This is a genomic window from Rhodococcus sp. A14 (genome assembly GCF_011603105.1).
GTDB classification, from domain to species: domain Bacteria; phylum Actinomycetota; class Actinomycetes; order Mycobacteriales; family Mycobacteriaceae; genus Rhodococcus_F; species Rhodococcus_F opacus.
This window is the reverse complement of the sequence record NZ_JAAOQS010000008.1, coordinates 71,858-89,497: the sequence shown is the minus strand read 5'-3', so window position 1 is coordinate 89,497 and position 17,640 is coordinate 71,858. Positions and strand designations below refer to the sequence as shown.

20 protein-coding genes, 3 tRNA genes and 1 pseudogene are annotated in these 17,640 nt (G+C 68.0%); 14 read left to right on the top strand and 10 right to left on the bottom strand.

Annotated features, from left to right (window positions below; genetic code table 11):
• The first annotated feature begins 37 nt into the window (after positions 1–37).
• The 3 genes and pseudogenes from G9373_RS06985 to G9373_RS06975 all read left to right on the top strand — a co-directional run.
• Positions 38–1,441: an MFS transporter gene (locus G9373_RS06985; RefSeq protein ID WP_054247592.1), complete on the top strand. Its 1,404-nt coding sequence runs from the start codon at positions 38–40 to the stop codon at positions 1,439–1,441.
• Complete coding sequence (locus tag G9373_RS06980; RefSeq protein ID WP_054247591.1) at positions 1,438–2,178, top strand: fumarylacetoacetate hydrolase family protein; 741 nt, start codon at positions 1,438–1,440, stop codon at positions 2,176–2,178. The genes G9373_RS06985 and G9373_RS06980 overlap by 4 nt, the downstream gene beginning before the upstream one ends.
• Positions 2,175–2,315 (top strand): annotated as a pseudogene (locus G9373_RS06975) (SDR family NAD(P)-dependent oxidoreductase); the annotation flags it as partial. The gene G9373_RS06980 and the pseudogene G9373_RS06975, both read left to right, overlap by 4 nt.
• A 65-nt stretch (positions 2,316–2,380) precedes the next feature.
• On the opposite strand, the gene G9373_RS06970 reads toward G9373_RS06975, so the two are convergent.
• Entirely contained in the window at positions 2,381–3,292 is a 912-nt protein-coding gene (locus tag G9373_RS06970) for a LysR substrate-binding domain-containing protein (protein ID WP_054247590.1), read from the bottom strand.
• Positions 3,293–3,393: 101 nt separating this feature from the next.
• Here G9373_RS06970 and G9373_RS06965 point away from each other — a divergent pair, with 101 nt between their 5' ends.
• Both G9373_RS06965 and G9373_RS06960 read left to right on the top strand, forming a co-directional pair.
• Entirely contained in the window at positions 3,394–3,759 is a 366-nt protein-coding gene (locus G9373_RS06965; protein WP_005253274.1) for a nuclear transport factor 2 family protein, read from the top strand.
• An 86-nt stretch (positions 3,760–3,845) separates the two neighbouring features.
• Positions 3,846–4,319: a hypothetical protein gene (locus G9373_RS06960; protein ID WP_050998641.1), complete on the top strand. Its 474-nt coding sequence runs from the start codon at positions 3,846–3,848 to the stop codon at positions 4,317–4,319.
• 16 nt (positions 4,320–4,335) lie between these two features.
• Here G9373_RS06960 and G9373_RS06955 read toward each other — a convergent pair whose 3' ends face one another.
• The gene (locus G9373_RS06955) at positions 4,336–4,695 is read right to left on the bottom strand and encodes an Rv2640c family ArsR-like transcriptional regulator (protein ID WP_005561235.1); all 360 of its coding nucleotides are present in this window, start codon (positions 4,693–4,695) and stop codon (positions 4,336–4,338) included.
• A 93-nt stretch (positions 4,696–4,788) separates the two neighbouring features.
• On the opposite strand from G9373_RS06955, the gene G9373_RS06950 reads away from it, so the two are divergent.
• A complete protein-coding gene (locus G9373_RS06950; RefSeq protein WP_167114482.1) occupies positions 4,789–5,262 on the top strand; it encodes an ArsI/CadI family heavy metal resistance metalloenzyme in 474 nt (157 codons plus the stop codon).
• Positions 5,263–5,321: 59 nt separating this feature from the next.
• Here G9373_RS06950 and G9373_RS06945 read toward each other — a convergent pair.
• From G9373_RS06945 to G9373_RS06935, 3 genes are all read right to left on the bottom strand, one after another.
• Positions 5,322–5,394 (bottom strand) — tRNA-Arg (locus tag G9373_RS06945).
• A 45-nt stretch (positions 5,395–5,439) separates the two neighbouring features.
• Positions 5,440–5,531: transfer RNA gene (locus G9373_RS06940), tRNA-Ser, on the bottom strand.
• Positions 5,532–5,630: 99 nt separating this feature from the next.
• On the bottom strand, positions 5,631–6,356 hold the full coding sequence (locus G9373_RS06935) for a dienelactone hydrolase family protein (RefSeq protein WP_005253270.1): 726 nt from the start codon (positions 6,354–6,356) through the stop codon (positions 5,631–5,633).
• 61 nt (positions 6,357–6,417) lie between these two features.
• On the opposite strand from G9373_RS06935, the gene hisC reads away from it, so the two are divergent.
• Both hisC and G9373_RS06925 read left to right on the top strand, forming a co-directional pair.
• Positions 6,418–7,494: a histidinol-phosphate transaminase gene (gene hisC / locus G9373_RS06930; RefSeq protein ID WP_166680659.1), complete on the top strand. Its 1,077-nt coding sequence runs from the start codon at positions 6,418–6,420 to the stop codon at positions 7,492–7,494.
• A gap of 89 nt (positions 7,495–7,583) precedes the next feature.
• Complete coding sequence (locus tag G9373_RS06925; RefSeq protein WP_133985931.1) at positions 7,584–9,284, top strand: 5'-nucleotidase C-terminal domain-containing protein; 1,701 nt, start codon at positions 7,584–7,586, stop codon at positions 9,282–9,284.
• An 8-nt stretch (positions 9,285–9,292) separates the two neighbouring features.
• Here the strand turns inward: G9373_RS06925 and G9373_RS06920 are convergent, their stop codons facing one another.
• The gene (locus tag G9373_RS06920) at positions 9,293–10,294 is read right to left on the bottom strand and encodes an alpha/beta hydrolase family protein (protein WP_005253267.1); all 1,002 of its coding nucleotides are present in this window, start codon (positions 10,292–10,294) and stop codon (positions 9,293–9,295) included.
• A gap of 310 nt (positions 10,295–10,604) precedes the next feature.
• A complete protein-coding gene (locus G9373_RS06915; protein ID WP_005569415.1) occupies positions 10,605–11,237 on the bottom strand; it encodes a maleylpyruvate isomerase family mycothiol-dependent enzyme in 633 nt (210 codons plus the stop codon).
• 142 nt (positions 11,238–11,379) lie between these two features.
• Here G9373_RS06915 and G9373_RS06910 point away from each other — a divergent pair, with 142 nt between their 5' ends.
• From G9373_RS06910 to G9373_RS06895, 4 genes are read left to right on the top strand one after another with little or no spacing between them, the layout of a single operon-like run.
• On the top strand, positions 11,380–11,646 hold the full coding sequence (locus G9373_RS06910; protein ID WP_231137790.1) for a metalloregulator ArsR/SmtB family transcription factor: 267 nt from the start codon (positions 11,380–11,382) through the stop codon (positions 11,644–11,646).
• Positions 11,646–12,629 carry a TIGR03086 family metal-binding protein gene (locus tag G9373_RS06905; RefSeq protein WP_133985930.1) on the top strand — a complete coding sequence of 328 codons (984 nt, stop codon included), beginning with the start codon at positions 11,646–11,648 and terminating at the stop codon, positions 12,627–12,629. Before G9373_RS06910 ends, G9373_RS06905 begins: the two co-directional genes overlap by 1 nt.
• Before the next feature lie 24 nt (positions 12,630–12,653).
• The gene (locus G9373_RS06900; protein ID WP_005253264.1) at positions 12,654–13,445 is read left to right on the top strand and encodes a VOC family protein; all 792 of its coding nucleotides are present in this window, start codon (positions 12,654–12,656) and stop codon (positions 13,443–13,445) included.
• Positions 13,446–13,448: 3 nt separating this feature from the next.
• A complete protein-coding gene (locus G9373_RS06895; protein WP_005569418.1) occupies positions 13,449–13,811 on the top strand; it encodes a TfoX/Sxy family protein in 363 nt (120 codons plus the stop codon).
• Between the two features lie 54 nt (positions 13,812–13,865).
• Here the strand turns inward: G9373_RS06895 and G9373_RS06890 are convergent.
• Positions 13,866–13,953, bottom strand: a tRNA-Ser gene (locus tag G9373_RS06890).
• A gap of 42 nt (positions 13,954–13,995) precedes the next feature.
• Positions 13,996–14,478, bottom strand: coding sequence for a MarR family transcriptional regulator (locus tag G9373_RS06885; RefSeq protein WP_005248780.1), 483 nt, complete (start codon positions 14,476–14,478; stop codon positions 13,996–13,998).
• A gap of 121 nt (positions 14,479–14,599) precedes the next feature.
• Between G9373_RS06885 and G9373_RS06880 the strand changes: the two genes are divergently transcribed.
• Positions 14,600–15,595: an NAD(P)H-quinone oxidoreductase gene (locus G9373_RS06880; RefSeq protein ID WP_005253262.1), complete on the top strand. Its 996-nt coding sequence runs from the start codon at positions 14,600–14,602 to the stop codon at positions 15,593–15,595.
• A 104-nt stretch (positions 15,596–15,699) separates the two neighbouring features.
• On the opposite strand, the gene G9373_RS06875 is transcribed toward G9373_RS06880, so the two are convergent.
• The gene (locus G9373_RS06875; protein WP_005253261.1) at positions 15,700–16,902 is read right to left on the bottom strand and encodes a cysteine desulfurase-like protein; all 1,203 of its coding nucleotides are present in this window, start codon (positions 16,900–16,902) and stop codon (positions 15,700–15,702) included.
• Positions 16,903–17,035: 133 nt separating this feature from the next.
• On the opposite strand from G9373_RS06875, the gene G9373_RS06870 reads away from it, so the two are divergent.
• Positions 17,036–17,620 carry a bacterial proteasome activator family protein gene (locus tag G9373_RS06870; protein WP_005571487.1) on the top strand — a complete coding sequence of 195 codons (585 nt, stop codon included), beginning with the start codon at positions 17,036–17,038 and terminating at the stop codon, positions 17,618–17,620.
• Positions 17,621–17,640: the final 20 nt, after the last annotated feature.

Genomic DNA, 17,640 nt, shown 5'->3' with positions numbered 1-17,640 from the left:
CCCAGAATCGAAGACTCAAGTAGGCGCCGACTCGAAGATGCCGGAAGGCCGTGAATCCACCCGACCGGTGCGCGCCTCCGACGACCCGGAGTACGCCGCGAACCTCAAACGCGCGACGCTCGCCAGTTCCATCGGCAGCGCGCTCGAGTACTACGACTTCGCCCTGTACGGCCTGGCGTCGGCGCTGATATTCGGCGAGCTGTTCTTCCCCGCCATGGGTGCGTCGGCCGCGCTGATGGCCAGTTTCGGCACGTACGCCGTCGGCTTCCTCGCCCGTCCCGTCGGCGGCCTGTTCTTCGGCGCCCTCGGGGACCGCCTCGGACGCAAGGCCGTCCTGATGATCACGATCGCGATCATGGGCGGCGCGAGCACGCTGATCGGCGTCCTGCCCACCGGCGCACAGGTCGGCATCTGGGCCCCGATCATGCTGGTCGCGCTGCGACTGCTGCAGGGCTTCGGCGCCGGCGCCGAGCAGGCCGGTGCCACGACACTGATGGCGGAGTATTCGCCCACCCCGCGACGCGGATTCTTCTCCGCACTCCCCTTCGTCGGGATCATGGTGGGCACCCTGATGGCCTCCGGGGTCTTCGCGATCCTCGGCCAGATCGACCGTGAACTCCTCCTCGACTGGGTGTGGCGGGTGCCCTTCCTGGCGTCTGTCTTCCTCATCGCGGTCGCCGTGTTCATCCGGCTCCGCATGCAGGAGAGCCCCACGTTCATCAAGCTGGAGAAGCAGGATCAGATCAGCGAGAGCCCGTTCCGGGAGCTGATCGGCAGCTCGATGCCCAGCGTGCTCCGCGGCATCGGCCTCCGGATGGCCGAGAACGGCGGCTCGTACATCTTCCAGACCCTCGGCATCAGCTACGTGACGACGGTGGTGGGTGTCAGCAAGTCGATCGGACCGCTCGCCATCGCCTGCGGCGCCGCCATCGGCATGCTCGTCATCCCGATTTCGGGCGCGCTGTCGGACCGCTTCGGCCGGATGCGGGTGTACCGGTTCGGTGCGGCCCTGCAGCTCGTCCTCGCGGTCCCGTCGTGGTGGCTGCTCTCACTCGGCAACCCGGTTCTCGTGGTGGCAACGCTCGCGGTCAGCTACGGGATCGGCGTCAACGTGATGCTCGGTGCGCAGTGCGCGGCCCTGCCCGAGTTGTTCGGCAATCGCCACCGCTACATCGGCGTCGCGGTCGCCAGGGAGACGAGCGCCATCCTCGCCGGCGGCATCGCGCCCTTCGTCGGCGCACTGCTTCTGTCGCTGCTGAACAACTCGTGGGTGCCGCTCGCAATTTACGTTCTGGTCCTCAGCGTCATCACGTTCGCCACCACGTTCGTGACACCCGAAACCCGTGGCCGCGACCTCGGGCTCGCCTGGGACGCGATGGCCGACCCGGTCCACGGACCGGATGCCGTCACCACGGGGTCGAAGGATCGGGTCGACGCATGAGACTGGCCCGCATCGCCACCGACTCGGGACCGCGGCCGGTGTGCCTGCGCGACGGTCGCTGGCACGAGGTGGCGGATCCGTACGCGGATACCCTGACCTTCACCGGACCCGCACACGACCTCGACGGCGCACGCCTGCTCGCGCCCGCCGAACCGCGGGTCCTGCTCGGGATGGCCCACAACGGCGCACCCGGAGATCGCGACCTCCCGTTGCAGGCGTTCATGAAGTCGACGCGCACGGTGATCGGCCCTGAGGATCCGATCGTGGTCGACGAAGGGCTGGGGCAGGTCAACGTCGAGGGCGAGCTGGCCGTCGTCATCCGCCGCACCTGCCGCCGCCTGCGCCCCGGGGACGTCCCGTCCGCGATCCTCGGATACACGATCGGCAACGACGTCACCGCGGTGGAGCAGACAGCGTTGGACGACAAGCTCACCCAGGCGAAACATGGCGACGGTTTCACCCCGCTGGGACCGTGGATCGAGACGAATCTCGGCTCCGGGGACGTGCCGATCGCGGTGCGCGTCAACGGCGTGACGGTGGCCGAGGCGTCCACCCGGCAGCTGGCCTGGAACGTGTCCGAGCAACTGGTCCATCTCACCCGGTATCTGACCCTCGGTCCGGGAGACGTCGTGCTCACCGGTTGCCCGCTCACGCTCGGCCCGGTCAAACCGGGTGACCGTGCCGAGATCACGCTCGGCGGAATCGGCACGCTGGCCAACCCGGTGCGTGCGCTGTGAACCTCTTCGATCTGTCCGGGCGCATCGCCCTGGTCACCGGTTCGAGCCGGGGAATCGGCTACGCCCTCGCGCGGGGCCTGGCCGAGGCGGGCGCCACGATCGTCCTCAACGGGGTGTCGGCCGAGCGCGTCGGACGGATCTCGGTATGTCAACGGTCAGGTGATCTTCATCGACGGGGGGATGACCGCGGTGGTGTGAGGGTTCAGCCGCCGACCGCGGCGGCCGGTTCGGTCTGCAGCTCACCGAAGGAGCGGCGGGTGTGCAGGACGAGTTCGCGGAGCGCGGGACCCGCGAGGCTCTTCCAGACCAGCGCGAGCACGGCCGGGATGTCCACGTCGTCCAGTGCGACCGCCGTCAACCGTCCTCGGTAGTCCGTCGCCATCGACTCGCTGAGGATCGCGACCCCCAGCCCGCGGATCGCGAGGTCGGCGACGGCGTCGGGCGCACTCGCCTGCAGGGCGATGTCGGGGCGGAGGCCTGCGGCCGCACACGCCTGGTCGAAGACCGTCCGGATCCCCGTTCCGGTCGGCATACATACGATCGCATGGTCGCCGAGTTCGGCCAGGGTGACGCGCGAACGCCCGGCCAGGGGGTGTCCGGGTGGCACGGCCGCGACCAGCCCCTCGCTGATGATCGGGAAGGCGTCCAGGCCTTCCGGCGGGGCGGTCGCGGTGCCGACGAGAGCGAGATCGATGGCACCGGCACGGACCCGTTCGACGAGGCGGTCGGAACTGTCCTCAGTCAGCGTGATCTCGATCCCCGGGTGCGCGACGTGGAACGCGGACAGCGCGTCGAACAGCGGCTTCACCGTGCAGGCGGTGACCATCCCGACGACGAGCCGGCCCCGGATCAGCTGGTTGACGTCGTCCACAGCCTGTCGCATCGACTCGGCCGACGCGAGCGCCTCGCGGGCGTGCACGAGCGCTGCCTCCCCCGCGGACGTAAGCGTCGCGGTCCGGCTCGACCGGTCGATCAGCGTGGCGCCGAGGTCGTGCTCGAGCTGCCGGATCTGCGCACTGATCCCCGATTGGCTGATGTGGACGCGTTCGGCGGCACGGGTGAAGTTCGCTTCTTCGGCGACCGCGACGAAGTACTCCAGCTGCCTCAGTTCCATAAGCAAAGATTCTAGTATCCAGCAAAACTATCTGTTGGACTCCCGGTTGCGGGGCAACCATTCTGAGATGTGACAGCAAGTTCACCCACGAAAGGAGTCCCGTGTCCGACTACGAGAAGGCCCTGAACCCCGAAGATCTCACCCGACTGTTCGTCGAGCGCAGCAATGCCGGCGACGCGGCCGGAGTCGCCGCCCTGTACGAGGAGAACGCCGTCATGGCGTATCCGCCCGGCAGCCGGACGGTCGGCCGGGCAGCCATCCAGAAGCTGTGGGAGTCGGTGCTCGCGAATGCGCCGCACTTCGAACCGGAGACGCCGCTCCCCACGCTGGTCAGTGACGACATCGCGCTCACGTCCACCCCGCCCACGGACGGATCCGGCGCGCGGGCCCAGGTCGTCCGCAGGCAACCGGACGGAACCTGGCTCCGACTGCTCGACCAGCCGGAGTTCGTCCCGCCCACCCGCTGAGGTTGTGGCTGCACCGGCCCCTACACGGCATGAACTTCGTTGTCCACCATTGCATCTGCACTCGGATCGGTGGGACCATAGGGGTCATGCGCAGACCGCGTTGGCCGGCAGTAGCACCACCCACCACCGGAGGACACCGGGTGCACGGTCCCCTGCTCCTCACGGCCGAAGACCACCTCACGCTCGAACTGTTCGAGGTCGTGGCGTTCCCGGACGGCCTCCACCTCCGGATGGCCCTGACCGCGACGGGCAGGCCTGCGGAGCTGGCGCAGTTCGAGACCCGCCCGCTGTCCGACCCGGACGATCCCTCGACTCGGTGGTCCTATCTGTCGGTGCGGGCGCGGGTCGACGACATCGAAGGCGAGGCCGACCCCTACCATCCGGCGGCGGCGTCGAAGCCGTGCCGGAGCGGGCCACCCGAGTACCGCACCGAACCGCATTACTGGCTGGACGCGATACCCACGTCGGGATTCATCGCGGTCACCGCAGGCTGGCCACGGATCGGTCTCGGTTCGACCACCACCACGATCGGTCTCGAATCGAGCACGCGAACGTCGTGACCGGTCCCGGTCGCCGTCAGGTGCAGCAGTTGGGGTCGAGGACCACCCGCAGTGCGTCGAGGGCGTCCGGCCGCGCACTGTAGAAGACGTTCATGCCACGGCGGACGGGCTGGACCATTCCCGCCTTCTTGAGCTGGCCGAGATGGTGACTGACGGTCGATTCGGACAGGCCCACGCCGGTCGCGAGATCGCACGTGCACACCTCGCCGCCGCGCGCGGTCAGCAGGATCGACATCAGCTTGATGCGGACCGGGTCGGCCAGCGCCTTGAGGCGTAGCGCGAGGTGCAGAGCGGCCTCGTCGGTCATCGGGGCGGCCGAGACGGGCGCGCAGCAGATCGGCGCTGAGACATCTACGACCGGCAACGTCTTGGGCATGACTCCATCCTCCCACCTTCTTGACATATGTCAAAAAGGTGGGAGTCTGTGATTGCAAGCAATTCGATATATGTCCCACAGGTGGAGGTTGTCATGTCCCGCGCCCAGCTCGCCCTCAATGTCGACAATCTGGAAGAAGCAGTCACGTTCTACTCGAAACTGTTCGGTACACAACCGGCGAGACTGAAGCCGGGCTACGCGAACTTCGCCATCGCGCAGCCACCCCTCAAGCTGGTGCTGCTGGAGAATCCCGGCGAGGGCGGCACCATCAACCACCTCGGCGTCGAGGTCGAATCGAGCGCCCGGGTGCACGAGGAGATCGCACGGCTGTCCGGGGAAGGCCTCTTCACCGACGAGGAGATCGGCACCACCTGTTGCTTCGCGACCCAGGACAAGGTGTGGGTCACCGGCCCCGCCGGCGAGAAGTGGGAGGTCTACACCGTGCTCGCCGACTCCGACACGTTCGGGTCGAGCCCCCGGCACCTCGACGCCGACACCGAGGGGGGCGCCTGCTGCGGCACCGCTGCGGACGGGGAGAAGGCCGCCGCGGGCACGTCCTGCTGCTAGTGCGCCCGGCAAAGAGAAACCCCGCCATCTGCATCACTGCAGTTGACGGGGTTTCTTTGTGCGCCCGAAGGGATTCGAACCCCTAACCTCTTGATCCGTAGTCAAGTGCTCTATCCGTTGAGCTACGGGCGCATGTTCTTCAGTTGTCTAGCTTGCACCGGCCGACTAGGCCCGGTGTGGCGGAGGCGAGAGGATTTGAACCTCCGGTCCCTCGTAAAAGGGACAACTCATTAGCAGTGAGTCCCATTCGGCCGCTCTGGCACGCCTCCCTGGGGTGGTTCCGATCCCTTCGGACCGCCGGTGCGAAAGATTACACACCTTTCCACCACAAAGGCAAAACGGCTGGTCAGAGCGTAAGGCTGGCCGGTTTATCGCAGGTGACTGTCGAACCAGTCGAAGATCCGCCGCTGCGCGTCGACGATCGCCTGCGCGCCCGGGTCGTCGTCCCTGCCGTCGGGCACCTGGGGCGGTTCGTCGGCCCGGTGGGCGAGCCCCGCATAACTCACGACGAGCCCCGCGACGTCCGACTTGGCGGTGGCGTCGCGCAACAGCTCGACCTGATCGGGCGGCGTAGACGGATCGTCCTCCCCGTACAGACCGAGCCACGGCGCCTTCAGGTCGGGTGCGGCGTCCACCAGCGCAGGCGCGTCCTCCGACAGCGGCTCGACGATGCCGCGGGCGGCAACACTCACGGCGGCGCCGACGGGACGCGTGGTGGCGACCAGCAGGGCGGCGGTTCCGGCGTCGTCGAAACCCAGCACGCCCACGCAGTCGGCGTAGATGCCCCGCGCGATCAGCCAGTCGAAGGTGGCGTCGAAGTCGGCGAACAGGGCGTCGCCGAACACCTCGACATCGCTCGGCGCCGGTTCCCGGTGGAAGAGGTGCGGCGCTACCGTCACCCACCCCTCCATCGCGAGCGAGCGCATCAGATCGAGGAGAGGTTCGCTGAAGGTGCGCGACTCGTGCAGGACCACGATCCCGCCCCGCGCCGGACCGTCCGGTTCGACCGCGGTGAGCGGAACACGCATCTGAGGGCTTTCCGGCGCGTCTCCGGACGTCCGCAGGGCTGCACTGTCCCTGAAGAATCCCGACATGCCCCTACCTTGGCACGAAGGGGGCGTCGGCGCAGTGGATCGGGAGGCGCATAATCGCCTGGTGACTCCGCGAACCAGGGCAGACCTCGAGACGATTCCGGCCTACATCCCCGGCAAGAACTTTCCGGGCGCGATCAAGCTGGCGAGCAACGAGACCACGTTGGGGCCGTTGCCGAGCGTGCGCGACGCCATCGCGGAGGCCGCCGGCAACGCCAACCGATACCCGGACAACGGCCATGTCGCCCTGATCGCGGCGCTCGCCGACCACCTCGGGGTGGCCACGGAGAACATCGCCGCGGGTTGCGGTTCGGTGAGCCTGTGCCAGGAGTTGGTGCAGGCCACGTGCAACGACGGTGACGAGGTCATTTTCGCGTGGCGGTCGTTCGAGGCCTATCCCGTGGTCACGCAGGTGGCCGGGGCGACGCCCGTCAAGGTTCCGCTCACCGCCGACTACGGTCACGACCTCGACGCGATGCTGGCCGCGATCACCGACCGCACCCGGCTGATCTTCGTCTGCAACCCGAACAACCCCACCGGCAACACGCTCACGAAGGCCGAACTCGAGCGGTTCCTCGACGCCGTCCCCGCCGGCGTTCTGGTGGCCCTCGACGAGGCCTACTTCGAGTACAACCGGTCCGACGCCGACGGCATCGAACTGTTCCGCGGACGCCCCAACGTGGTGGTGCTGCGCACGTTCTCCAAGGCCTACGGCCTCGCCGGCATCCGCGTGGGGTACGCGGTCGCCGATCCCGCGGTGGTCACCGCGCTGACCAAGGTGCACATCGCGTTCGCGGTCAATGCCGTCGCGCAGGCCGCCGCCATCGCGTCGCTGGCCGCGTCCGGAGAACTGCTGGCACGCACGGACGGCGTCGTCGCCGAGCGGAACCGGGTGCGCGACGCCCTGCTCGCCGCCGGGTACGACGTGCCCGAATCGGCCGCCAACTTCGTCTACCTCCCGCTGGGCACGCACTCCGGGGCGTTCGCGGCCGCCAGCGCCGAGGCCGGCGTGCTGTTGCGCCCGTACGGCGACGACGGCGTGCGGATCACGATCGGCGATCCCGCGGAGAACGACGCGTTCCTCGCGTTCGCGACGAGCACCGAGGCACGCTCGATCGCGAACGTCGCGGTCCGCGCGTAACGCTCGAGACGTAAACGTTACCCACGGGTATAACGCCCGTGACTCCCTGTTGGCAGACTCAGTGAGGTTTTGCCGAAGGGAGCCCATACATGCGTCGCCGCGCCGCGCTCCGCACTGCCGTGCTGGCGGCCGGACTGGCGACGACGCTGGCGGTCTCGGTGACGTCGGGGCTGTCGGCGGCGCAGTCGCAGGACGCGGCGGTCTCCGTCCGGCTCCTCGCCTTCAACGACCTCCACGGCAGCCTCGAACCGCCGCCCGGCATCCGCAGTCAGGTGAAGCACGCCGACGGCTCGCTGGTCCCGGCCGGCGGCGCCGCCTACCTGGCCGCGTACGTCGACCAGCTGCGCGGCCAGGCGACCCATTCGCTGCTGTACTCGGTGGGTGACAACTGGGGGTCGTCCGCGCTCGAATCCGCGATGTTCCACGACGAACCGACCGTGCAGCTGCTCAACAGGATGGGCGTCGACGCGTCCGCGATCGGCAATCACGAACTCGACGAGGGTTACACGGAGTTCCGGCGGATGCAGACCGGTGGCTGTCATCCCGTCGACGGCTGCCGGTTCGGAAACACGTTCGAGGGCGCGAACTTCCCGCTCCTCGCGGCGAACATGGAGTTCGACGACGGCGCGCCCGCGACCCTGCCGTTCACCGTCAACTACGTCGAGGGAATCCCGGTCGGCGTCATCGCGACCATGCCCGCCGACACCGCGACGATGGTGACCCCGGAGGGGGTGGGCGGGTTGCGCTTCACGGACGAACTCGCCGCCGTCGACCGCACCGCGGATCTCCTCGACTTCTTCGGCGTGCGGGCCATCGCGCTGCTGATGCACAAGGGAGCCGAACCGGACGCCGACAACGGCCCCAACTCGTGCGAGGTGACATCCGGACCCGCGCGCGACCTCGCGCTGCGGGCGTCCCCGAAGGTCGACGTCATCTTCACGGCCGACAGCCACCAGCAGTACAACTGCTCGTTTCCCGACCCGATGGGAAACCCGCGCGTCATGATGCAGGGCGCGTCACACGGCCGGATCGTCTCGGTGGTCGACGTGTCGATCGACCGCACCACCCGCGACGTCCTGCGCGACCGCGCGTCGGCGTTCAATCAGGTGGTCACCCACGACATCCCGTCCGACCCCGACATCCAGGCGCTCGCCGACGGTGCCGCCGCCCAGGCCTCCGAGATCGGTGCGGCGCGCGTGGCGTCGGTGACGGGCGACCTCACCCGCGACGAGACCGGCAGCGGCGAGTCCACCCTCGGCAACGTCGTCGCCGACGCCCAGCTGGCGGCCGGATCGGCGCACGGCGCCCAGGTGGCACTCACCAACCCCGGTGGACTCCGCGAGGATCTGCTGCGCGGCCCGGACGGCGCCGTCACCTACGGGCAGACCTACGCCGCTCAGCCCTTCGGCAACACCCTCGAGGTCCTGACGGTCACCGGCACGACCCTGAAGCGTGCCCTCGAGCAGCAGTTCCAGCCGCGCGGAGACGGCACGATCACGGAGCGGATCCTCGCCCCGTCGAGTTCGCTGACCTACACCATGAATCGTTCGGCGACTGTCGGCGAACGCATCTCGGACATCCGGGTGAACGGCGACGCGGTCGTCCCCGACGGCACCTACCGGGTGGCCGTCAACAAGTTCCTCGCCGACGGCGGCGACGGCTTCGACGCGTTCCGCACCCGCGCCGAAGCCGTGCGCGCGGGCTGCGACCTCGACGCGTTCACGGCGTATCTGGGGACCACTTCACCGGTGACGCCGCCGAACACCGACCGGATCACCGTGGTCGGATAGGGACGCGGTCAGACGCCGAGCGCGCTCTTCAGGACGGGCCACGACGTGCGCAGTTCGTCCTGCCAGTACGGCCACGAATGCGTGCCGAAGTGGCGGTAGATGAACGTCGCCGGAATCGCGAGGTGGGTCAGGCGCTGCTGGAACGTCTGCGTGCAGAGGTTCGCCGCGGCCTCGAGGGGACCGCCCACCGCGATCGTGGACGCGATGTCTCCGCTGATCTCATACGGTCCGGGGAGCCCGTTGCCCGTCGAGATGTAGATCTGCTTGCCGCGCAGGGCTTCGGCGTTCACCGAAGGGTCGTGCGCAGTCCAGGCCGGATCGGTGTCGGGACCCCACATGTTGGCCGGGTTCCCGCCCTTGAACGCCACCGTGCCCCGCACCGAATCCCGCGAGCTGGGTTGCGTGTTGTCGAGGCATCCGCTGTAGGCGGCGAGACCGCGGTAGAGCTGCGGGTGCCGGGTGACGAGGTTGGCGGCACCCATCGCGCCCATCGACACACCCGCGACGGCGTTGACGCCGTTGCCGCTGAAGTTCTTGTCGATGATCGGCGGGAGTTCGTCGGCCAGGAACGTCTCCCACTTGTTGACACCCAGCGTGGGGTCGGGCTGCTGCCAGTCGGTGTAGTAGCTGGCGGTGCCGCCCACCGGGAGCACCACGTTGACCTTCTTGTCGGCGAAGAACTGGACCACGTCCGTCTTCTGCGTCCAGGTGCTTTCCCGGAAGTCCGACTCGGCGCCTGCGCTGACCCCGTCGAGCAGGTACAGCGACGGCCTCGACCCGCCACCAGCGGGATGCAGCACCTGCACCTGTACGACGCGGCCCATGGCGGGGGAATTGATGAAGACGGCACTACGGGTGTCGGTAAGCGGGACGATCTTGTCGACGCTTGCGACGCCACTTCCCGGAGGCGCGACCGGAGCAGGCACCGGATCGGCCACAGCAGTGAACGCCGGCCCCATGAGGGTCAGTGACACTGCCAGACCGATGGCAGCCAATGCTTCGCGACGCATAAAGAAATACCTCTTCCCCGGACTGTGTGGACCCCGATTGCACAGTACAAAATGCGTCCGGTCAACAAGAGCTTAGAGGTTTTGTGACAGCTGTGTGCTCCAGCGTGATCACGTTGTAGTCACCAGGGTTGAGGGTCGGGGGGAGGCGCTCGGCCGCTGGGCACCTCCAACCCTGTGAGCAGGGACTTCCACTGGTAGTTCCGGCTCATCCGCCTCGACAGCCGCACCCGTTTCACGCAGCCGCACCCCGTCTGGGGCCCGAATACGGGTGCGGCGACGCAGAAGGGGTGCGGCTGCGGATGCCGGGCCGTTACTTCGGCAGGGCGGACTTCAGCTGGTCGAGACCGTCGCCGCTGAGTTCGTCGAGGGCGGCGCGACGACCCGTCATCGCCAGCACCAGCGCCAGCATCGGACCGGAGACCTCCGGCCCCGATCCGGTGGACCACTCGGTGTCGGTGGCCCGCAGCGTGAGCCCCGCGACCCGGGACTTCGACCCGATCAGCAGGTTCGAGTTCTTGTAGAAGTCGGCGACTCGGATAACCGCGTCCATCGGGTACTCGTGTGCGATGCCGAGCGGTCGGCGGATGTCCTCGGCGTGGACGATCATCTCGCCCAGCATGGCGTCGATCGGGCCGGGCGGATGCGTGGAGTCACCCATGTGCGCCCGGAACTCGTCGAGCGACTCCGCTGGTGTTCCTTCCTCTTCGTGTGCGATGTCCTTCTCGAACATGGTGTTGATCCGGAATCCCGACCCGACGAGTTTTCCGACGAACTTCGGCGGCGTCATCTTCTCCGTCGCCGTCATGTGCGCGAACACGTCCCGCACGGTCCACCGTTCGCAGAGCGACGGCGTCGACCACTGGGTATCGGTCAGCGGTTCGAGGTCGTCCACCAGTGCGCGGCGTTCGTCGTGAATCGTGGGCCAGGGGCTTGACGTTGTCATTTCTCACTCCCTCGTCGCTCTGAATTCTCCCACCTCACGATCGCTGCGGCGAGACCCATTGCACAACGCGTTAGTCACGACTAACGTATTGATCGTGCTCGATCAGTTGGAAGTCGCAGCTGAGCCCACCCGGAGACGCCTCATGCAACTGCTGACATCAGGTGAACAGACCGTCAACAACCTCGCCGCACACTTCCCCGCGAGCCGGTCGGCGATCTCGCAACATCTCCGGGTGCTCGCCGAGGCCGGGCTGGTCACTGCGCGTAAGGATGGACGCTTCAGGTACTACCGGCTCGACCCGCAGGGACTCGTTCAACTCCGGACGTTGTTCGACTCCTTCTGGATCGACGAACTCGACCGCCTCGTCGCGGACGCCACCGAGGAAGCAGCTTCCAAAGGAGACAGCTGATGCCATTCGACAAGACCGTCGTCGTCCCGCTGGACCCGGACGCCACGTTCGACCTCGTCACCCGACCGGAACGATTGCGGCGATGGCAGACCGTCGCGGCACGCGTCGACCTGCAAGCCGGCGGCGAGTACCGGTGGACCGTCGTCCCCGGACATTCCGCCGCGGGCACGTTCAGCGAGATCGTCCCCGGCAAGCGGGTGGTGTACACGTGGGGATGGGAAGGTGACGACGAACTCCCCCCGGGCTCGTCCACCGTGACCGTGACTCTGACCCCCACCGCCGGCGGGACCGAGGTGCGACTCGTGCACGACGGGCTCACCGACGAACAGGCCGTCCGCCACGCGGAGGGCTGGAACCACTACCTCGACCGTCTCGTCGCCGCCGCCCAGAAAAGTGACGCCGGACCCGACGACTGGGCGGCCGTACCGGATCCACTCGACGAACTGTCCAGTGCCGAGGCGACATTGGCGGTCGTGCAGCGTGTCCTTCGCGACGTCACAGACGAGGACATGTCCAAGCAGACGGCGTGCACCGAGTTCACCGTCTCGCAGCTCGCCGATCATCTCGTCGGTTCGATCACGGCCCTCGGTGGCGCCGCGGGCGCGACGTTCGACGACGACCCGGGCAAACCCGTCGAGGCCAGAATCGCCGACCTCGCCCAACTCGCACTGGAGGCGTGGCGCAGTCGCGGCCTGGACGGCACGGTGACGATCGGGACGAACAACCCTCCCGCCACCGTCGCCGCGGGGATCCTCTCGATCGAATTCCTCGTTCACGCCTGGGATTTCGCGGCAGCGACCGGAGGTGAGGTTGCCGTATCCGAGCCTCTCGCCGAATACGTGCTGTCGCTGACACACAAGATCATCACACCCGAAGGCAGGAAGGCCGTCGGGTTCGACGACCCCGTACCCGCCCCACACACCAGCGACGCAATCACCCGGCTCGTCGCCTACACCGGTCGCCACCCCGTCCCGGCCGTCTGACACCTCACACGGAAAGGTCCAGTCATGCCCATCAAGTCGGAATACGCCCAGGGAACACCGGACTGGGTAGACCTCCAAACCAGCGATCAGGACGCCGCCAAGGAGTTCTATGCGGAACTGCTCGGCTGGGAATACGACGACCGTCCGATGCCCGAAGGCCCCGTCTACTCGATGGCCACCGTGCGCGGCGAGAACGTCGCCGCCATTGCGCCACTACAACCCGACGCGGCCGCGGCCGGGGCGCCGGCGAACTGGAACACCTACATCGCAGTCGACGACGTCGACGCGACGCTCGCGAAAGTCCCCGGCGCAGGCGGCCAGGTTCTGATGCCGGCGTTCGACGTGGGGGAAGCGGGCCGCATGTCCTTCGTCACCGACCCCACCGGGGCGGCCGTCGGATTGTGGCAGGCGAACAAGCACATCGGCGCCACCCTCGTCGGCGACCCGGGCGCCTGCCTGTGGAACGAACTGAACACCGGCGACGTCGACAAGGCGCTCGCGTTCTACAACAGCGTCTTCGGGATCACCTCGTCGAAGATGTCGATGGGACCGGAGTACACCTACACGCTGTTGGAGGTGGGTGACGACCAGGTCGGCGGCTGCGGTGAGCCGATGAAACCCGGCACACCGAACCACTGGCGGGTGTACTTCGCCGTCGAGGACGTCGACGCCAGCGCCGCGAAGGCCGTCGAACTCGGCGGCACGATCGTCGAAGAAGCGATGGACATCCCCACCGTCGGCCGCATGGCCGCCGTCACCGACCCGCAGGGCGCGATCTTCAGCATCATGACGCCCGAGGAACGTCAGGATCAGTAGACCGTGAAGATGCCCACACCCTCCGAGGAGGACAAACAGTTCTTCCGGTCGCTGATCCCCGACACCCCCGGCGTCGAGGTGAAGCCGATGTTCGGCAACCTGGGTGCGTTCGTCAACGGCAACATGTTCGCCGGACTCCTCGGACCGAAAGTCGGGGTCCGGCTGCTCACCGAGCAGGCAAGGGACGAGCTGGCGTCGTCCGACGGCGCGGGCCCGTTCGGTCCGGGCGAAAAGCCGATGCGCGAGTACCTGGCCCTGCCCGACCGGTGGCGCGGCACCCCGGACCGCGCCACACCGTGGGTGGAACGGGCGCTCGCCGAGATCGGCGCACTGCCGCCGAAGCAGCCGAAACCCCGGAAGAGGTAGCGGTACGACAGCAGCCCTGACCTGGAGGGAAACCAGATCAGGGCTGCCGGTCGTTGGCGGAAGCGGAGGGATTTGAACCCCCGGTCGCTTTCACGACGCTCGCTTTCAAGGCGAGTGCATTCGGCCGCTCTGCCACGCTTCCGTGGGCGATCTTATCGGTACGGAGGCGCCGGCGGGCAACCGGTCAGCGGTCGCCGATGGCCTTGTCGACGCGTTCGAACACCTCGGCGAGAACCTTCAGCTGAGACTTGGTGAGCAGATCGACGAGATTGCTCCGCACCCCCGCCACATGGGTGGGGGCCGCTTCGGCCAGCCGGGCGCGACCTTCGTCGGTGATGACGGCGAGCACCCCGCGGCCGTCCTCGAGGCAGGTGTCGCGGGTGACCATGCCCTGCGCTTCCATCCGCCGGATCTGGTGGGTGAGGCGGCTGCGGGAGGAGAGGACGCCGTCCGCGAGGTCGCTCATGCGCAGCGACCCGTCCGGCGACTCGGACAGCAGCACCAGAATGCGGTAATCCGCGAGGGACAGATCGTGTTTCTCCTGCAGATCCCGGTTGAGGACGTCCATCAGCCGCTGGTTGCCGTCCATGTAACCGCGCCAGGCGCGCATCTCGGCCGGGGTCAACCAATTGGTCGCGGCTTCGGCGTCGGAGGTTTCTGCTGTCACAGGTTCACAGTCTAGTAGTGCGACATTACTTTCCAGTAGCGTGCGGTCCCCGGAACGCCGAGGGAACGCTGTGATCGCTCACATCCACCGGGCGCCGACGCATTTCGCTAGCGTCGTCCCCATGTATGCGATCACGATCGACCAACCGGGCGGCCCCGAAGTCATGAAGTGGGCGGAGCAGCCCGACCCGGAACTTCCACCCGGTCACGTCCTCCTCGACGTGGCCGCGACGGCCGTCAACCGCGCCGACCTGTTGCAGCGTCAGGGGTTCTATCCCCCGCCGCCCGGAGCCAGCGACGTCCTCGGGCTCGAATGTTCCGGCACGATCGCCGAACTCGGCGAGGGAGTGTCGGGGTGGTCCGTCGGCGACCAGGTGTGCGCACTGCTGGCCGGCGGCGGATACGCGGAGAAGGTGGCCGTCCCCGCGTCGCAGCTTCTCCCGCTGCCCGAAGGGGTGGACCTGCTCGTCGCCGCGTCACTGCCGGAGGTCGCGTGCACGGTGTGGTCGAACGTCGTGATGGGCGCCGGGCTGTCCCGCGGCGACGTGCTGCTGGTGCACGGCGGTGGCGGCGGCATCGGCACGCACGCCATCCAGGTGGGCGTCGCGCTGGGTGCCCGCGTGGCCGTCACCGCCGGCTCCGAGGAGAAGCTGGCGCGCTGCCGCGAACTCGGCGCCGACATCCTCGTCAACTACCGTGAGGCCGATTTCGTCGACGAGATCCGCAAGGCGACCGACGGACACGGCGCCGATGTGATCCTCGACAACATGGGCGGCTCGTACCTCGACCGCAACGTCGACGTGCTCGCCGCCGACGGCCGGCTCGTCGTCATCGGCATGCAGGGTGGCCGCAAGGGAGAACTGGACCTCGGCAAGTTGCTGTCCAAGCGCGGCCATGTGACGGCGGCCGGACTGCGGGGGCGGGCCGAGACGGGACACGAGGGCAAGGCCGACATCGTCGCCGACGTCCGCAAGCGGCTGTGGCCGCTGATCGCGGAGGGCGCGGTCCATCCCATCGTCTCGGCCGAACTGCCCATCACCGAGGCGCCGCGCGGTCACGAACTGCTGGACTCGGCGGACACCGTCGGCAAGGTGATCCTGACGATCCCGCGGAACTGACGGCGAAGTGCGTCGCCCGATGTGACATTCGTCCACTCGATCGGAACGAATGTCACATCGGGCGCAGCAGGCGGCGGGGTCAGCGGGCAACAGCGGGCGGCGGATCAGCCCAGGGTGGCGAGCTCGTTCACGAGCTGGTCGATCTCGTAGCGCGTGGTGTACGGCGCGAGACCGATGGTGACGGCGCCGCCCTCGTCGTTGACGCCGAGCGCGTCGAGCAGCCGGGAACCGCCGTGGACGCCGCTGACGGTGGCGATGCGCTTGTCGGCGAGATGCGACGCCACCTTGTCGGCCGAGACTCCGGCGACGGTGAAGCTGAGCGTCGGAACCCGGCTGGGCGAGCGCCCGATGACCATCACCTGCGGTAGCCGCTTCAGCGACGACATGAGGTGGTCGAACAGGGTGTCCTGGTAGTTCTGCAGCGAGCTGATGGACGCCTCAAGCTTCTCGCGCCGGGAACCGGTGGCCGATTCGTCGAGGTTCGCGAGGAAGTCGATGGACGTGGTGAGGCCGGCGAGGAGCGCGAACTGGTGCACCCCGACCTCGAGACGTTCGACACCCCGCGCATACGGGTTGAGCGACACGGCGGGGATGCGGTCGAGGAGGGTGGGGTCGCGGAAGACGAGCGCCCCGACCTGCGGCCCGCCCCAGGAGGTGGCGCCGACGGCGACGACGTCCGCTCCGAGTTCGTTGATGTCGACGTGCGCGTAAGGGGCGGCGCCGATCGCGTCGACGACCATCAGTCCCCCGACTTCGTGGACGCGGTCGGAGGCGACACGGACGTCGGGCGCCGAGCCGACGATCGGGGAAGCGGCGGTGAGTGCGACGAGACGCGTCGTGGTGGTGATGAGGTCCTGGAACTGCCAGCTGGGGAGTTCGCACGTCTCGATCTCGACCTCCGCCCACCGCACCTGGGCGCCGTAGCGGCTGGCGACTCTGAGCCAGGGGGCGACGTTCGCTTCCTCGTCGAGGCGGGAGAGCACCAGCCCGGTTCCGAGGCCGAGTCGCGTGCTCAGCGACTCCGCCAGCCAGGCGAGGAGAACGGATCGGTCGGGTCCGAGCACGACCCCGGCGGGATCGCCTCCGACCAGGTCGGCGACGGCTGCTCGGGCCGCATCGAGTACCGCCGCACTGCGCCGGCTGGACACATGTCGCCCGGTCGACGAAGAGGCAGACGCCCGGAAGGCCGTGGAGACAGTGCGCGACACCGCGTCCGGAATCTGCATGCCGGCCTGCGGATCGAGATGGATCCAACCGTCGCCGAGTGAGGGGATGAGTCCCCGAACGCGGGCAACGTCGTAAGCCATGCCCGACACTCTAAGACCCCAAGTCAATACGGTCGAAGCCAGCCATCGATTGTTGTGGAGTGCAACAAAGGTGGAATGGGCCCAAATTGGACGCACCTTCGCACTGCCGAGCGGGAACAGCCAAGATAGAGGCATGACGAACTCGGAGAATGAACACGTCGTCGTGATCGGCCCCGACGGTCAGCCCATGGCCATCCCCGTGGCCGAGGCCGCGAGCAAGCCCGAGGGCTCCGACGCCGCCGCGGATGCGAACGGGAACGGCACGGAGTCGGTGGCCGACATGGTGGAGCAGCCGGCCAAGGTCATGCGCATCGGCACGATGATCAAACAGCTCCTCGAGGAAGTGCGCGCCGCACCGCTCGACGACGCCAGCCGCAACCGGTTGAAGGAGATCCACAAGTCGTCGATCCACGAGCTCGAGCAGGGCCTCGCCCCCGAGCTGCGCGACGAGCTCGAACGCCTCACCCTGCCCTTCACCGACGACACCGTCCCCACCGACGCCGAACTCCGCATCGCCCAGGCGCAGCTGGTGGGGTGGCTCGAAGGACTGTTCCACGGCATCCAGACGGCCCTGTTTGCCCAGCAGATGGCGGCCCGCTCCCAGCTCGAACAGATGCGTCAGGGAGCACTGCCTCCGGGTTTCAGCATGGGCAACCCGCACGGGGCGCACAATCACGATCCGGGGTCGCAGTCGAGCGGTACCGGCCAGTACCTGTAGCAACGGGCGAAACAGCATGG

Coding starts and splice junctions, on each gene's coding strand:
- G9373_RS06900 (WP_005253264.1), top strand. CDS start 12,654: ATGCCCATCAAGTCGGAATACGCCCAGGGAACACCGGACTGGGTAGAC.
- G9373_RS06905 (WP_133985930.1), top strand. CDS start 11,646: ATGCCATTCGACAAGACCGTCGTCGTCCCGCTGGACCCGGACGCCACG.
- G9373_RS06980 (WP_054247591.1), top strand. CDS start 1,438: ATGAGACTGGCCCGCATCGCCACCGACTCGGGACCGCGGCCGGTGTGC.
- G9373_RS06925 (WP_133985931.1), top strand. CDS start 7,584: ATGCGTCGCCGCGCCGCGCTCCGCACTGCCGTGCTGGCGGCCGGACTG.
- G9373_RS06915 (WP_005569415.1), bottom strand. CDS start 11,237: ATGACAACGTCAAGCCCCTGGCCCACGATTCACGACGAACGCCGCGCA.
- G9373_RS06875 (WP_005253261.1), bottom strand. CDS start 16,902: ATGGCTTACGACGTTGCCCGCGTTCGGGGACTCATCCCCTCACTCGGC.
- G9373_RS06920 (WP_005253267.1), bottom strand. CDS start 10,294: ATGCGTCGCGAAGCATTGGCTGCCATCGGTCTGGCAGTGTCACTGACC.
- G9373_RS06970 (WP_054247590.1), bottom strand. CDS start 3,292: ATGGAACTGAGGCAGCTGGAGTACTTCGTCGCGGTCGCCGAAGAAGCG.
- G9373_RS06935 (WP_005253270.1), bottom strand. CDS start 6,356: ATGTCGGGATTCTTCAGGGACAGTGCAGCCCTGCGGACGTCCGGAGAC.
- G9373_RS06880 (WP_005253262.1), top strand. CDS start 14,600: ATGTATGCGATCACGATCGACCAACCGGGCGGCCCCGAAGTCATGAAG.
- G9373_RS06910 (WP_231137790.1), top strand. CDS start 11,380: ATGCAACTGCTGACATCAGGTGAACAGACCGTCAACAACCTCGCCGCA.
- G9373_RS06950 (WP_167114482.1), top strand. CDS start 4,789: ATGTCCCGCGCCCAGCTCGCCCTCAATGTCGACAATCTGGAAGAAGCA.
- G9373_RS06960 (WP_050998641.1), top strand. CDS start 3,846: ATGCGCAGACCGCGTTGGCCGGCAGTAGCACCACCCACCACCGGAGGA.
- G9373_RS06985 (WP_054247592.1), top strand. CDS start 38: ATGCCGGAAGGCCGTGAATCCACCCGACCGGTGCGCGCCTCCGACGAC.
- G9373_RS06955 (WP_005561235.1), bottom strand. CDS start 4,695: ATGCCCAAGACGTTGCCGGTCGTAGATGTCTCAGCGCCGATCTGCTGC.
- G9373_RS06870 (WP_005571487.1), top strand. CDS start 17,036: ATGACGAACTCGGAGAATGAACACGTCGTCGTGATCGGCCCCGACGGT.